This is a genomic window from Niveibacterium sp. COAC-50 (assembly GCF_013184235.1).
Taxonomy (GTDB): Bacteria; Pseudomonadota; Gammaproteobacteria; order Burkholderiales; family Rhodocyclaceae; genus Niveibacterium; species Niveibacterium microcysteis.
The window spans coordinates 1,593,200-1,608,198 of sequence record NZ_JABCJM010000001.1 but is presented as its reverse complement, the minus strand read 5'-3'; the positions used below and the strand labels follow the sequence as shown (position 1 = coordinate 1,608,198).

General features: G+C 63.0%; 13 protein-coding genes. 7 read left to right on the top strand and 6 right to left on the bottom strand.

Going from position 1 to position 14,999, the window contains the following annotated elements:
• Positions 1 to 65 precede the first annotated feature (65 nt).
• The gene (locus HH302_RS07120; protein WP_371814600.1) at positions 66 to 839 is read right to left on the bottom strand and encodes an enoyl-CoA hydratase; all 774 of its coding nucleotides are present in this window, start codon (positions 837 to 839) and stop codon (positions 66 to 68) included.
• A 151-nt stretch (positions 840 to 990) separates the two neighbouring features.
• Between HH302_RS07120 and mobB the strand changes: the two genes are divergently transcribed.
• The 6 genes from mobB to HH302_RS07090 all read left to right on the top strand — a co-directional run bounded on the left by mobB (position 991) and on the right by HH302_RS07090 (position 7,156).
• The gene (gene mobB, locus HH302_RS07115) at positions 991 to 1,485 is read left to right on the top strand and encodes a molybdopterin-guanine dinucleotide biosynthesis protein B (RefSeq protein ID WP_172200337.1); all 495 of its coding nucleotides are present in this window, start codon (positions 991 to 993) and stop codon (positions 1,483 to 1,485) included.
• Positions 1,482 to 2,684 carry a gephyrin-like molybdotransferase Glp gene (glp, locus tag HH302_RS07110; protein ID WP_172200334.1) on the top strand — a complete coding sequence of 401 codons (1,203 nt, stop codon included), beginning with the start codon at positions 1,482 to 1,484 and terminating at the stop codon, positions 2,682 to 2,684. The genes mobB and glp overlap by 4 nt, the downstream gene beginning before the upstream one ends.
• Positions 2,685 to 2,687: 3 nt before the next feature.
• Positions 2,688 to 2,942 carry a molybdopterin converting factor subunit 1 gene (gene moaD / locus HH302_RS07105; RefSeq protein ID WP_172200331.1) on the top strand — a complete coding sequence of 85 codons (255 nt, stop codon included), beginning with the start codon at positions 2,688 to 2,690 and terminating at the stop codon, positions 2,940 to 2,942.
• 9 nt (positions 2,943 to 2,951) lie between these two features.
• Complete coding sequence (gene moaE / locus HH302_RS07100) at positions 2,952 to 3,401, top strand: molybdopterin synthase catalytic subunit MoaE (RefSeq protein ID WP_172200328.1); 450 nt, start codon at positions 2,952 to 2,954, stop codon at positions 3,399 to 3,401.
• A gap of 87 nt (positions 3,402 to 3,488) precedes the next feature.
• Complete coding sequence (locus HH302_RS07095) at positions 3,489 to 5,318, top strand: diguanylate cyclase (protein WP_172200325.1); 1,830 nt, start codon at positions 3,489 to 3,491, stop codon at positions 5,316 to 5,318.
• A complete protein-coding gene (locus HH302_RS07090; RefSeq protein WP_172200305.1) occupies positions 5,309 to 7,156 on the top strand; it encodes a diguanylate cyclase in 1,848 nt (615 codons plus the stop codon). The genes HH302_RS07095 and HH302_RS07090 overlap by 10 nt, the downstream gene beginning before the upstream one ends.
• Before the next feature lie 17 nt (positions 7,157 to 7,173).
• Here HH302_RS07090 and HH302_RS07085 read toward each other — a convergent pair whose 3' ends face one another.
• Positions 7,174 to 7,680 carry a phasin family protein gene (locus tag HH302_RS07085; RefSeq protein WP_172200302.1) on the bottom strand — a complete coding sequence of 169 codons (507 nt, stop codon included), beginning with the start codon at positions 7,678 to 7,680 and terminating at the stop codon, positions 7,174 to 7,176.
• Between the two features lie 169 nt (positions 7,681 to 7,849).
• Between HH302_RS07085 and clpB the strand changes: the two genes are divergently transcribed.
• Complete coding sequence (clpB, locus tag HH302_RS07080) at positions 7,850 to 10,432, top strand: ATP-dependent chaperone ClpB (RefSeq protein WP_172200299.1); 2,583 nt, start codon at positions 7,850 to 7,852, stop codon at positions 10,430 to 10,432.
• 56 nt (positions 10,433 to 10,488) lie between these two features.
• Here the strand turns inward: clpB and serB are convergent, their stop codons facing one another.
• The 4 genes from serB to HH302_RS07060 all read right to left on the bottom strand — a co-directional run bounded on the left by serB (position 10,489) and on the right by HH302_RS07060 (position 14,869).
• Positions 10,489 to 11,328 carry a phosphoserine phosphatase SerB gene (gene serB / locus HH302_RS07075; protein ID WP_371814598.1) on the bottom strand — a complete coding sequence of 280 codons (840 nt, stop codon included), beginning with the start codon at positions 11,326 to 11,328 and terminating at the stop codon, positions 10,489 to 10,491.
• Positions 11,325 to 12,398 carry a 3-deoxy-7-phosphoheptulonate synthase gene (locus tag HH302_RS07070; RefSeq protein ID WP_172200296.1) on the bottom strand — a complete coding sequence of 358 codons (1,074 nt, stop codon included), beginning with the start codon at positions 12,396 to 12,398 and terminating at the stop codon, positions 11,325 to 11,327. The genes serB and HH302_RS07070 overlap by 4 nt, the downstream gene beginning before the upstream one ends.
• A 110-nt stretch (positions 12,399 to 12,508) precedes the next feature.
• Entirely contained in the window at positions 12,509 to 13,444 is a 936-nt protein-coding gene (locus HH302_RS07065) for an acyltransferase (protein WP_172200293.1), read from the bottom strand.
• Between the two features lie 93 nt (positions 13,445 to 13,537).
• Positions 13,538 to 14,869: an HD-GYP domain-containing protein gene (locus HH302_RS07060; protein WP_172200290.1), complete on the bottom strand. Its 1,332-nt coding sequence runs from the start codon at positions 14,867 to 14,869 to the stop codon at positions 13,538 to 13,540.
• Positions 14,870 to 14,999: the final 130 nt, after the last annotated feature.

Genomic DNA, 14,999 nt, shown 5'->3' with positions numbered 1-14,999 from the left:
GGGCTCCCGAGTGGTGTCACCACCGAGTATCGGGGCTGACCACCCGGAGTCAAGCCCTCAAGCAATCAAAAGCGGCTGAAATCCGGCTTGCGTTTTTCGACGAATGCCGCAAAGGCTTCCTTGGCCTCGTCCGACTGCAGGAGTTCCCGGAACATCGCGCCCTCGGCTGCGATTGCTCGCAGCGCTGCATCGGCCGCCGCGCTGCGAATCAGGGCCCGTGTGCCTTGCAGGGCCCGTGGCGGTTTGCTCGCGAGACGTTTCGCCCAGTCGAGCGCGTGCGCGAACACATCTGCATTTGGCAGTACGAGATTGACGAGGCCCGCTGCCGCGGCGCGCTCCGCGCTGACCGGTTCGCCCAGCAGCAGCCATTCATTCGCGCGGGCTTGCCCTACGCGCTGGGCAAGCAACAGGCTGGAGCCGCCCTCGGCGCACAGGCCGAGGTTGACGAAGGGCATCGCGAAGCTCGTCTGCTCGCCACAAGCGACCAGGTCGCAGTGCAGCAGCAAGGTTGTGCCGATACCAACTGCCGGCCCGCATACGGCGGCGACCAAGGGCTTGCGCAACTCGGTAAGCAGGCTGAGCAAGCGCATCACGGGCGCCTGGTCGTCCGATGGCGGATTGGCGAGAAAGTCGACGATGTCGTTGCCGGCGCTGAAGGCATGCTCGCTACCGGTGATCAGCATCGCGCGAATATTGGTGTCCGCCTCGGCGTCCTGGAACGCGGTGATCAGGGCCTCATACATCTCTGCGGTCAGCGCATTCTTCTTCTCCGGCCGGTTGAACCGGATGATCCGCACGCGCTCCAGTGTCTCGGTTGCAATCAGTGGGTTGTGTGACACGCCTGCCTCTCCATCGTCCCTTTGTCCATACGGTACGGTATCTTGAAAAGGCCGGGTGCGCCAAGCTGCTTTGGCTTTTGCCTTGATGCGCACCGTTGGCAGCTGAAGGCGCTTCTGCGATCCTTGCTGCTTTTCGTGCTCGATTGTTCCCATGAAGGTATTCGGATTCGCCGGCTACTCTGGCTCCGGCAAGACAACACTGATCGAGCGCCTGATCCCCTTGATGCGCGCGCGCGGCCTGCGGGTTTCCCTGATCAAGCACACCCACCACGGTTTTGATATCGATAAGCCGGGCAAGGACTCGTTCCGCTTTCGCGAAGCAGGCGCCACCGAGGTGCTGCTTGCTGGTGGGCAGCGCTGGGCGCTGATGCACGAACTGCGCGACGAACCGGAACCCACGCTGGAAGGTCAGTTGGCTCGGCTTGCTGCCGTCGATCTCGTTCTTGTGGAAGGCTTCCGTACCACGCCGATTCCGAAGATCGAGATCCATCGCCCGGCTGCGGGTCACCCGTTGCTGCACGACAAATTCCCGAACATCGTGGCGATTGCGTCGGATACCCCGCTCGACGTGCAGTTGCCGCAACTTGATCTCAACGATCCGGGTCAAATCGCCATGTTCATTCTCAAATCGGTCGATCTCGCATGAAGGCGCCTTTGTTGACCTTCGAAGAAGCGCTGGGCCAGTTGTTGGCATCGGCGCGCCCGGTGCCCGAGCACGAGTCGGTCTGCCTGCTGGATGCAACCGGCCGCGTGCTTGCCAGCGATCTGGTGTCGAGCATTGCGGTGCCACCGCACGACAACTCCGCCATGGATGGCTACGCCGTGCGCTGTGTCGATGTCAAGCAGCCGGGCGTTCGCCTGCCGGTGAGCCAGCGTGTCCCGGCCGGCGCGAGCCCGGCGCCTCTGGCCGCCGGCAGCGCGGCGCGGATCTTCACGGGGGCGCCCATTCCCTCCGGGGCGGATGCCGTCGTGATGCAGGAGCGTTGCCACGCCGATACCGACGGCGTGGCGATCGATGAACTGCCACGCCTGGGGCAGAACATACGACGGCGCGGCGAGGATATTGAGGTCGGTGCGTCCGCACTGAGTGCGGGGGTGCGACTCAATGCCGCGCGGATTGGACTTGCGGCGTCGATCGGCGTGCCTCAGCTGAACGTGCTGCGCCACCTTCGCGTTGCGGTGTTCTTCACTGGCGATGAACTGCGCGAGCCCGGCGAAGCACTTGGGCCCGGCGCAATCTTCAACTCCAACCGCTACATGGTGCGCAGTCTGCTCGCCATGCTCGGCTGCGAAGTCACCGACCTGGGCATCGTGCGCGACGACCTGACCGCAACCCGGGACGCGCTGCGCCGCGCCGCGGCCGCGCACGATGTGGTGCTGACCTGCGGCGGCGTGTCGGTTGGCGAAGAGGATCATGTGAAGGCGGCAGTCGAGGCAGAAGGCGCGCTGTCCCTTTGGAAAATCGCGATCAAGCCGGGCAAGCCGCTCGCATTTGGTCGCGTTGGCGAGGCCGACTTCATTGGGCTGCCCGGCAATCCGGTGTCCGCCTTTGTGACTTTCGTGATGTTGGTTCAGCCATTCTTGTGCCGTCGTATGGGTCTGCGTGATGTCGGTCCAGTGCGCCGTGAGGTGCCGACTACATTCGATTGGCCACGTGCAGAGAGCCGGCGCGAATTCGTGCGCGTGCAATTGGATGCCGACGGGCGAGCCGTGCTGCATCCGCGCCAGGGCTCCGGCGTTCTGAGTTCCTGCGCTTGGGCCGATGGTCTGCTGGACGTCGCGCCGGATCGCACCTTTGCCGCCGGGGAGCTTTTGCCCTATATCAGCCTGCGGGAGGCTAACTAGATCATGGCAGTCCAGGTTCTCTTCTTTGCGTCGTTGCGTGAGGCCGTTGGCATGACGTCACTGAGCTGCGAGCTTTCGCCATCAGTCGCAAGCGTCGGGGCCTTGCGTGAGTCGCTTGCCGCGCGGGGCGGTGACTGGCTTGCCCTGGCACCGGGCCGGGCAGTGCGGGCGGCGGTCAACCAGGACATGGTGGATGCTGCCCATCCGTTGCGGGACGGGGACGAAGTGGCTTTCTTCCCGCCGGTAACCGGTGGCTGAGTTCGCGACATGAGCGTTTCGGTTCAAACACAGGATTTTGACGTCGGCATCGAATCCTCGGCGCTCACATCGGGCCGGTCCGATTGCGGCGCACTGGCCAGTTTTGTTGGCCTGGTGCGTGGTGCCTCCGACGGCGTGCTTGCGATGACGCTTGAGCACTATCCGGGCATGACCGAGCGTGCACTGACGGCGATTGAAACCGAGGCGCGCAGCCGCTGGAAGCTCGGTGAAGTCCGGATCATCCACCGGATCGGCCGGCTCTTGCCGGGCGAGCGGATCGTGTTCGTCGGCGTCACCGCCTCGCATCGCCATGTGGCCTTCGCCGCATGTGCGTTCATCATGGATTACCTGAAGACACGCGCGCCCTTCTGGAAGAAGGAAGAGACGCCCGACGGCGCACGGTGGGTGGACGCACGTGAAGCCGACGATGAGTCGGCCGCGCGCTGGGAAAAGCCCTAATCAAGCTTCAACGAGTGATCAGGAGCTCTTCAGGCTTGCACGGGTTTGCCGTAAACTGGGGCTCTTCGATCAGTCCGTAACCATCACGTGACCCCAGCGGCCTCTTCAAACTCGACACACCGCTGGGCCGATCTCCAGACACAGTTCGAGCGCGTATGGGGTTTGCTGCTGCGCGAACCCCAAGAGGCCCACGACCTTGCCCTTGGGCTTGAGCGCGCCGGCCGCATGGCGGGCGATCCGCACAGCCTGCTACTCGCAGAACTTCTGCTGCTGACCATTCGTGCCCGCATGGCGCATGACCCGCAGGCGGTCGTCGTCGAGGCGCAACGCATCCGGGGACAATTGGCGGCTCAAGGAGACCTGCGTAACGCGCTGCGCTGCGTGGTGACCGAAGCCAACGCGCTGGCCGACCTCGAACGCCGCGCCGACGCGCTGGCACTGATCCGCGAATCGCTACCCGCTGCGCGCGAGCTGCTGGACGCGGCCGACCTCGGGCGGCTACTCAATTCCTGCGGCGCCATCGAGGTCGACGAAGGGCGTCATGTCGAAGCCGTGACCGCGTGGTACGAGGCGCTTGAGCTGTTGAATGGCGTTCCGCCTACGGCCGTGCTGGCCATGGTGATGCTCAACGTCGGTGTGATGTACGTGCGCTTCGGCAATTTCGCCGCGGCGGAGCCGCATCTGCGCGACGCCCTGAGTCTGGTCGAGGAGCAGTCGCTGCTCGGTATGACCAACATCTGCGCTGGCAACCTGGCCTACAACCTGATCCAGCTCGGGCGCGCGGACGAAGCATCGCGCTTCATGGAGGCGCTCGCGCCGCGTGTCGAGCGCGACTACGACCTGCGCGAATACGCCTTCTTCCAGATCGTGCGGGCTGAGGCAAAGTCAGCCATCGGCCAGCTTGATGGCGCGCGTGCTTGCCTCACCGAAGTGGCCGAATTGGGCGCGAGTGCGCTGGATCTGCAGAACGTGCTGTACCTGCGCATTGCCGACATGCGCTTGCTGCGCCGCGAGGAGCGACTCGATGAAGCGCGCAATGCACTGCTGCAAGCCGAAGCGGATCCGATGCATATCGACGATCCGATCTACGAACTCCAGCTGCTGCTTGAAGCCTCCGAGATCATGCATTGCTGTGGCGACGATCGTTCCGCATTCCGCTACGCCCGCCAGCATCACATGTACTCGATCGAGATGGATCGCGAGTTCCAGCGCGCCGATTTCATCTCGCTGCATACGCGCTACGAAGTGCGTAAGACGATCGTTGACCGCGACTTCGAGGTACGCCGCCGCGAAGAAGCCGAGCGAGCGCGGCTCGAAATTGAAGCGCTGAACGCGGCATTGGCGGCGCGCGTGCAAGAGATTGAACGCCTGCAAGGCGAACTGCGCGAGCAGGCGATCCGCGATCCGCTGACGGGCGTCTACAACCGTCGCTTTCTGCAAGAGCTTCTGCCGACGGAGATTGCCCGGTGTGTTCGGGAGGGCCGGCCACTGAGCCTGTGCCTGGTCGATGCGGATCACTTCAAGCAGATCAACGATCAACTTGGCCACGGCCATGGCGACATGGTGCTGTGCGCCCTGGCTGCGGCCCTGAGCACCCTGGCGGTTGATGGACTCGTTGTCGCGCGGTTTGGCGGCGAGGAGTTCTGCGTGGTGCTGCCGGACTGCGATGCGCTTGCCGCGGCGCGTCTGGTCGATGGACTTCGGCTCGCATTCAGCGCGCGATCACCCTTGCCGCAATTGGGCAGCGAGCTGCGCGTCAGTTTCTCGGGCGGCGTCGCGGCGCTGAGCGACTGGATTCATCAGCACCCCCGCGCGGTGGAATGCTGGATTGCGGCTGCAGACGAGGCCTTGTACAGCGCCAAGCAAAGTGGCCGCAACCGCATTGCGATCGCTGCAGAAAGGCTGCGATGCGACTGATGGACCGTGTGCAACCGCCTTTGCCGCGAGGTCTTGAACAGCTCGCCTCGATCGAAGGCGACTGGCGCACGATTGCCGAACACCTCTGGCGTGCGCGACTCGGATGGCCGCAGACAGTCAGGCGGCTGGCCTTGCCGATTCGCGAGCGCACTGTGCGGCGGGGGGCGGCGGTAGACACCGCGCGAATCGACCTCGTGCTGCTTGCGCTGGAACAGTTTGATCGGCAGGCCGTGCGGCAGCAGACCGCCTATGCGCAGAGCCTCGCAGGCGTCTTTGAAGCGGCCGGTGATTCCGCGTGGTTGACGCTGGCGCGGCTGCATGTGGCGCGTGACCTGCTGATGGCAGACGATGCCGCGGCCGAACCGGCCATGCGCGCATGGATTGATGGTTGTGGCCAGACGGCCGCATTGCAGGATCAGGCATGGGCGCAGTCCACGCTCGGTGGCTTGCTCGTCCGAAAAGGGCAGGAGGAGGATGGATTCCGCCTGCGCTACGGCAGCATTGAAACGCTACGAAGGGCCGAGCCCGCGCCGGAACTTGTGTTCGCATTGATGAATCTGGGCGTCACGCATTTGCGTTTTGGCAACTTGCGAAGCGCCGACGCACTGCTGTCCGAGGCGTGGGCTGCGGCGCAGCAACTCGCGATGCAGGAGCGCTACTACCTGGTCGCGAGCAACGTCGCCTCCGCAGCGATTGAGCTCGGTGCCCCGCAGCGTGCGCTCGATACGCTGACACCGCTGATCGACCTGAGCGACGCCGGCAACGACCGCTTGCATTACCAGCTGATGATGGCGGACGCGTTGCGTGCGCTGGGCCGCCTCGACGAATCCCGTAGTTGGCTCGATGCGGTGATTGCGACGATCGATACCGCGGCGCCTGGGCAGCTTCTGCCACAGACACGCCTCTCCAACCTCGCGCTGTTGCGCGCGGAGGGGCGGCTGGATGAGGCGCTCGCCGAACTGCGCCGGGCGGAGGCCGATCCGCCCGCGTTCCTGACTCACACGCATGCGCTGCATCTTTTCTCTGAGGCCGCCTCGCTGTTTGCGGATCGCGAGGAGTGGGATGCAGCCTATGAGTACGAGCGGCGTCATCGCGATCGATACGTCGCGTTGCAGAAAGTCGCCGCGAACGCTGAACGCTTGTCCTTGCAGGCGCGCTATGAGCTTTACCGCAACCAGGTTGAACGTGATTTCGAGCGCCGCAAGCGTGAAGCGGCCGAAAGTGCCCATGCCACCGTTCAGGCGCTCAACCACAGCCTTTCGCAGCGGCTCGATGAGATCCAGGCGCTCCAGGCTGCGCTGCAGGAACAGGTGATTACCGATCCGCTGACCGGCTTGTACAACCGACGCTTTCTCGCCGAGGTTTTGCCACGTGAGATTGAACGTGCATCGCGCGAGGGCCACCCAGTCGCGGTCGCCCTGATCGACCTCGATACCTTCAAGCGTGTGAATGACTTGCATGGGCACGCCGTTGGGGACGAAGTGCTGCGCCGCCTGGCCATGCTGCTGCGCGAAAACACGCGAGGCACGGACTACTGCTGCCGCTTTGGCGGCGAGGAGTTCTGTGTGTTGCTGACCGGGCTCGATGCGGAGGCGGCCGCGGTGCGGATCCGGGACATTCTCGAAGCGTTTTCGGAGCTGTCTTTCGAAGCGGCTGGCGGCGAACAGATCCTGGGGCTGAGCTACTCGGCGGGTATTGCTGCTTATCCGGCCCATTCAGCCGACGCCGAAACTGTTCTGGCGCTTGCTGATGCGGCCCTGCTGAGAGCAAAACGCGCCGGCAAGCGGCGCGTTTATCAGAGCGAACCGAGCCTAGACAGACCCGGCGAGCCGGCCTGATCCAGGCCGGTCTTCGGTCACTTGGCCTTGCGGGTGGCGGCCTGGGTCGTTGCCGAGAGGGCGTCCATCGACACTTTGGCGATTTGTTCGTACATGCCCCGCGCGGCGTCGAAGGCGTTTTGCGCAACCGCCATCGCATCGGCCGGGTTGAAGCCGGATCCCTTGAAGGCTTGCTGCATTGCTTCGCCGAGATCGGTGCCGCCGGTCAGTTGCTGTCCGACAATCTTGCCGAATTCGGCTTGTGCGTTGGCCGTCATGCCAGCGATCTCGCGCGTTACGCCAAGCATCCGTTCCGCCGTTTTCTGTGCCAGGCGCGAACGCACCTGAAGTGCTTCGGCGGGGTCGGTGACGCTGGTGGCATCCTTTGCGTTGGCAAGTCCGTCTTCGAACAGCTCACGTGCGAGGTTGACCTGCAACTCAATGATCTTGCGGGCATTCTCGAACGACATCTGCGCCATCTTGGCCGCGAGTTCGAGGTTGCGTTGATGGACTGCCTGCATACCTGCGTCTGTCTTGTTGCTCATGGTGTCTCCCCGTTTGGTTGGCGTCACTCTTTAACCATAGCAGTTTGATTGCTGCACTGCAAAATCTGGCGGCGGCCGGTTGATAGTCGTCAAGCGATGAATTGCGGTGGTTGAAATGTCGGCAAGCCCCCCCATTGTTCGCTTCAATGAAACAGGGAGGAATGCCACCATGCGTTTCGACAAGCTGACGACCAAATTCCAGTCCGCCCTTGCCGATGCACAGAGCATCGCAGTGGGTAACGACAATCCGACCATCGAGCCGCAACACCTGTTGCTGGCCTTGCTCAATCAGGACGACGGCAGCACGGTTTCGCTGCTGCAGCGTGCCGGCACCAACGTGCCGCCGCTCAAGCGTGCGCTGGAGCAATCGCTTGACCGTATCGCCAAACAGCAAGGGGCCGGCGGCGAAGTGCAGATCGGCCGCGATCTGGGCAACCTACTGAATCTCACCGACAAGGAGGCGCAGAAGCGCGGCGATCAGTTCATCGCCAGCGAGATGTTCCTGCTTGCGCTCACCGAGGATAAGGGTGAGGCGGGGCGCCTGGCCAAGGAGCACGGTCTACAGCGCAAGGCGCTTGAGACCGCGATTGAGGCGGTGCGCGGCGGCGCCAGTGTGGGCAGTGCGGATGCCGAGGCGCAGCGCGAATCGCTTAAGAAGTACTGCCTCGATCTGACCGAGCGGGCGCGCAGTGGCAAGCTCGACCCGGTGATCGGCCGCGACGACGAGATCCGCCGCGCGATCCAGATCCTGCAGCGGCGCACGAAGAACAACCCGGTGCTGATCGGCGAGCCCGGCGTGGGCAAGACGGCAATCGTGGAAGGCCTTGCGCAACGCATCGTGAATGACGAAGTGCCCGAAACCCTCAAGGGCAAGCGGGTGCTGTCGCTTGACATGGCTGCGCTGCTGGCGGGCGCCAAGTACCGCGGTGAGTTTGAAGAGCGCCTCAAGGCGGTGCTCAACGATATCGCGAAGGAAGAGGGCCGCATCATCGTCTTCATCGACGAGATCCATACGATGGTTGGCGCCGGGAAGGCTGAGGGTGCCATCGACGCCGGCAATATGCTGAAGCCCGCCTTGGCGCGTGGCGAACTGCACTGCATTGGCGCCACCACGCTGGATGAGTACCGCAAGTACATCGAGAAGGATGCCGCGCTGGAGCGGCGCTTCCAGAAGGTGTTGGTCGACGAGCCGACGGTGGAGTCCACCATTGCGATCCTGCGTGGTCTGCAGGAGAAGTACGAACTGCACCACGGTGTCGATATCACCGACCCTGCGATTGTTGCGGCCGCGGAGCTGAGCCACCGCTACATCACGGACCGCTTCCTGCCAGACAAAGCGATCGACCTGATCGACGAAGCCGCCGCACGGATCAAGATGGAGATCGATTCCAAGCCGGAGGCGATGGACAAACTCGACCGCCGCCTGATCCAGCTGAAGATCGAACGCGAGGCGATGAAGAAGGAGAAGGACGAAGCCTCGCAACGCCGGCTGGGCCTGATCGAAGAGGAGATCACCCGTCTGGAGAAGGAGTACGCGGATCTCGACGAGATCTGGAGGGCCGAAAAAGCGCAGGTGGCTGGCAGCCAGCACATCAAGGAAGCCATCGACAAGCTGCGCGTGCAAATGGACGACGCGAAGCGCAAGGGCGATTGGCAGAAGATGAGCGAGCTTCAGTACGGCGAACTGCCGAAACTCGAGGCGCAGCTCAAGGCTGCAGAAGGCAAGGAGGGCGATGCCAAGCCCAACAAACTGCTGCGCACCCAGGTTGGCGCAGAGGAAATTGCCGAAGTGGTGTCACGCGCAACCGGCATTCCGGTCAGCAAAATGATGCAGGGCGAACGCGAGAAGCTGCTCAAGATGGAAGAGAAGCTGCACGAGCGTGTGATCGGCCAGGATGAAGCCGTGCAGCGGGTATCGGATGCGATTCGTCGCTCTCGTGCGGGTTTGTCGGAAGAAAATCGTCCCTACGGTTCCTTCCTCTTCCTCGGCCCGACCGGCGTCGGCAAGACCGAGCTGTGCAAGACGCTGGCAGGTTTCCTGTTCGACAGCGAAGAGCACTTGATCCGCATCGACATGAGTGAGTTCATGGAGAAGCACTCCGTCGCCCGCCTGATCGGGGCACCGCCCGGATATGTCGGCTACGAGGAGGGTGGCTACCTGACCGAACAGGTGCGCCGCAAGCCGTACTCCGTCATTCTGTTCGACGAGGTGGAGAAGGCTCATCCGGACGTCTTCAACGTGCTGCTGCAGGTGCTGGACGACGGCCGTATGACCGACGGGCAAGGTCGCACGGTCGACTTCAAGAACACCGTGATCGTGATGACCTCAAACCTCGGCAGCCAGATGATCCAGGCGATGGCGGGGCAGACCTACGAGGCGGTGAAGGACGCGGTGATGCAGGAGGTGAAAACCTACTTCCGGCCGGAGTTCATCAACCGGATTGATGAAGTGGTGGTCTTCCACGCACTGGCCGATGCGCACATCCGTTCGATCGCCAAGATCCAACTGGCGTATCTGGAGAAGCGCCTTGCGCGACTGGAAATTGGCCTCACCGCTTCCGACGCAGCCTTGGACGAAGTGGCCAAGGCGGGGTTCGACCCGGTGTTCGGCGCGCGGCCGCTCAAGCGGGCGATTCAGGAGCACATCGAGAATCCGCTCGCCAAGCTCATCCTCGAGGGCCGTTTCGGTGCGAAAGACACCGTGGTCGTCGACGCGGAGGGCGGCCGTATCACCTTCCGGAAGCCGAGTTGAGCCAATCGCGTAAGTGACAAAAAAGGCCCGGAATCCTCCGGGCCTTTTCTTTGGTTTCAGGCGCCCAGCAAGGGCAGGATGCCGTCGAGACCGCTGAAGTCCAGCGCATAGCTGGCACTGGCGCGCACCACCGGCTTGGCCCGGAAAGCGAAGGACAACCCGGCGGCGCTGAACATTTCCAGATCGTTTGCGCCGTCGCCTGCCGCAATGGTTGCCGTTGGCGCGATGCCATATTGGTCGCGCAGGGTCTCGAGCGCGTTACGCTTGGTGCTCGCGTCGACAATCGTGCCGCTGACGCGTCCAGTGAGCTTGCCGTCGCACTCTTCGAGCTGATTCGCGAAGGTGTGGTCGAAACCCAGGCGCTCTTTCAGCCGATCGGTAAAGAACGTGAAGCCGCCCGATACCAGCACCGTGCGCAGTCCCGCGGCCTTGAGCCGTCGCATCAGCTGTTCGGCGCCAGGGTTCAGCGCCAGACGTTCGGCATACACCCGATCGAGCGCACTGACTTCGAGCCCGGCGAGCAAGGCGACGCGGCGGGTGAGCGACTCGGAGAAATCCAGTTCGCCGCGCATCGCGGCTTCAGTGATTTCAGACACCTGGGGCTTCACCCCGATCATGTCCGCGATTTCGTCGATGCACTCGATCGTGATCAACGTCGAATCCATGTCGGTGACGAAGAGGCCGAACTGACTGAGTTTCCGGTCCGCGGGGATCCAACCGAAATCCAGCTCGGCAGCAGCGCACTGTGCGGCCAGTTCGGCATGAGCTGTGGCGCCAACGAGGCGAAATGCGTTCGGCTGAATCTGCTCGATCGCCGATGCGCCGGTGAGGCGGGCAATCGACTTCAGGGCAGGGGTTGCGACATCCGCCCCCTGCACGATCAGGATATTGCTCACCCGCGACCTCGTGCGGCGATGACTGGTGCCAGCACTTCATGGGCGTGGCGCAGCATCTCTTCGGTGGTCTCCCAACTGACACAGGCATCGGTGACCGAGCAACCGTAGCGGAGCTCGGACAAATCCTTCGGGATCGGCTGGTTGCCCGCTTCGATGAAGCTCTCGATCATCACGCCGATGATCGAACTGTTGCCTTCGCGGATCTGATGCACCACGTCGCGCAACACGAGCGGCTGGTATTCGGGCTTCTTCCAGGAATTCGCGTGCGAGCAGTCCACCATCAGGTTCTGACGCAGGCCGCTCTTGGCAAGTGCTTGCTCGGCAAGCTTCACCGAGACGCTGTCGTAGTTCGGCCGACCACCGCCGCCACGCAACACCACATGGCCGTATTTGTTGCCACCGGTACGGATGATCGAGGCTTCGCCACGATCGTTCATGCCAAGGAAACTGTGTGCAGCGGCGGCGGAGAGGATGCCGTTGATTGCAGCATCCAGCGAGCCGTCGGTACCATTCTTGAACCCGACGGGTGTCGATAGGCCGGAGGCCATCTCGCGGTGCGTCTGGGATTCGGAGGTGCGCGCGCCGATGGCCGTCCAGCTCACCAGGTCGCCGTAGTACTGCGGCGCGATCGGGTCGAGCGCTTCAGTCGCTGCCGGCAGGCCGATCTCGGCCACATCGCGCAGGAAGCGACGGCCTCGCTCCATGCCCTCGACGATCCGGAAGGAGTCGTCCAGATGCGGGTCGTTGATGAACCCCTTCCAGCCCGTGGTGGTGCGCGGCTTTTCGAAGTACACCCGCATCACGATGTAGAGCGTGTCCGACACCTCGTCGGCGAGCGCTTTCAGGCGCTTGGCGTAGTCAAGGCCGGCAACCGGATCATGGATCGAGCACGGGCCAACGACGACGATCAGGCGCGGATCCTGGCGGTCGAGGATACGGCCGAGCACGGTACGGCCTTGCACAACGGTTGCAGCGGCAGCTTCGGTAAGCGGGACGCACGCCTTGATTTCAGCCGGCGACGGCATCGGATCGAGGCCGAGCACATTGAGGTTTTCGGTTTGGGCGATCATCTCGCTCTCCTGCTAAAAACTGCGGAGGCGAGATTTTACGCGATCCGGCGCCGTACCTCCCGCGCCGGAGGGCCCGCCCACGCGATTCGCAGGCGGTTCAGGTCAAAAGCTCAGGCTCGCGCTTGGGCGGCCGGTGCAAACTTGGTCAACAGTTCGTCAATCTGCTGATCCTTGTGCGTCCACATTTCAACGATCCAGGCCTGGATACGAGCGCGGTAGGCGGCGTCGCGTTCGTAGTCACCATCGAGTAGGTCGCGCGGGATCTCTATCGGCCGCACCCGCACGATCACTTCACGCACACGCCCCGACAAGATGTCCCAAAAGGTCGGCACGCCCTGCGGGTACACGATGGTTACGTCGAGCAGGGCGTCGAAGATGTCGCCCATCGTTCCCAGTGCGGTCGCAATACCGCCCACACGGGGCTTGAGCAGGTGCTTGAACGTGGAGCGTTGGGTGCGGTGCTTTTCGCGCGTAAATCGCGTGCCCTCAAGGAAGTTCATCACCGAGGTCGGAATCAGGCGGAAGCGCTCGCAGGCCTTGCGCGTTGTCGCGAGGTCCGTCTTGCCACGGCTCATGCCGCCTTTGCGCTGCATGAACGGGAAGTCGAGTGCCCACCATGCAAGCCCGATCACCGGCACATAGATCAGCTCGCGCTTCAAGAAGAACTTCAGGAAAGGGATGCGGCCCTGGAAGATCTTCTGGAGGACGAGGATGTCGACCCAGCTTTGATGATTGCTGCTGACGAGATACCAACCGCGCGGATTCAGGGTGTCGACGCCCTCGACATCCCAGCGTATCGGCTGTGCGGCACCGATCCACCAACCATTGATGCGCACCCATGTTGCCGCGAGCGCATTCAGAATACGGTCGGAAAACCGACGTACGCCGGCCGTACGGATCGCGGCCTTCAGCAGCGCGAACGGAATCATTGCCGAGAATACGATCAGGGTATTCAACGCAACGATGAGGCTGGTGATGCAGCCTTTGACTAAACCGACGATGCGTTGAACAGGCGAGGGTGAGGGGAGCTGGAGTTGTCGCGTCATAGGCGACGGATTTTAAGGCATCGAGGCCCGACCGGGTTGATACCTCACAAGCGCCGCCAGTGCGGTTCGCGACAAAACGTTCCCGGAAGCCGCTCAGGCGTTGCTGACGGACTCTTCCCTGCCGGCCACTTTGGGCGTGTCGAAGAAGTATGCGACCCGCTTGCGTGGGGATAGATAGTCGAAAATTGTCTTCGGCAATTGCCCGGGGCGCAGCGTGCGTGCGATCTGGATTTCGGGTTCCTGCTCCAGACTCAGGATGATCGCGTCATCCTTCGGAATTGCAGCGTCGTAGACGAGTACATCGGGTTTCAACGGTCGGCTGGAATTGACCGAGACGACCAGGCCGAAGGCGTCGTTATTCAGCACCACGATCGTGCCTGGCGGATAGACGCCGAGACAGCGGATGAAGGTGTTGAGCGGCGCGGCTTCAAAACGATTCCGGTACTGCGCGTACATCAACGCCAGCGCCTCGTGAGGCGTCATCGCCCGCTGCGGATTCGCCGGGTTGCAGAGGTTGTCATAGGTGTTGGCGATCGCGACGACCTTCGCCAGCAACGTGATGCGTTCGCCGGTCACGCCGCGCGGATAACCGCTGCCATCGACATGTTCGTGATGCTGCGCGACGACGGAGAGCACCTCCGGCGTCAAACCGATCCGGGCGCCAATCTTGCTGCCGAACACTACGTGTTCGCGCAGCAACAGGTTTTCCGCGTGGGTCAGCGGCTCCTGCTTGAGGAGCACCTTGGGCGGCACATCGAGCTTGCCGATGTCGTGAAAGAACGCGCCAAGGCCTAGAGAAACCAGTTCTTCGCGCCCCATGCCTTGCTCACGCGCGAGCATCAGCGAGAGCACGGCCACATTCAGCGAATGGACGTAGACGTCCTCGCCGCCAATTCGATCCGCCATCAGGTTGACGGCCATGTCGCCATCGACCAGCAGTTTGTCGACCAGCGAGCCGACAAGCACCGTGGTCTCTTCCTTCGCCCACTCTGGCTTGTTGATGACGTTCTGCGCGACGAGTTTGACCGTGTGCGTAGCGCGCATGAAATCGCGCTCGCAGCGCGCGAACAGATCCCGCCTCGCCTTGAGGCGCGCAGCGCGATCGCGCTTGGCTTGAATTGCGGGGTCTTCCTCTGCGGTGCTGGCGGGCGCTACCGCTTCGACTGCCAGCTCCGGCGTTTCCGTGCTCACCTCTGGGCTTGGCGTTGCAGCCGGAAGCGGTGCCGGCTCGGCGTCGCTTCGTTCCGGGGAGTAACGGATACGCGGAAGCTTCAGGGCGCGCAGCTGGGCGATTTGGCCGTCGTTGCGGATCTTGAAGGACGAGAACGAGAACGGGTGATCCATCCACGACAGGTCGAGATGAATGTAGAGCCCGATCCGCAACTGGTCAGGGTGGATGTAATGGGCTTCAGTGGATCCCGACATGACGGCCAAATTGTCCTCCTGCCGCAGTCAACGGCCGCGTCGTCGCCGGCTTGAGCGGTACGCACAAGGGGCAGCAGTTGAATCGGCCGTGGTTGCCTCGGCAATCACGGCCTTCCCGCGACCGAGCGGA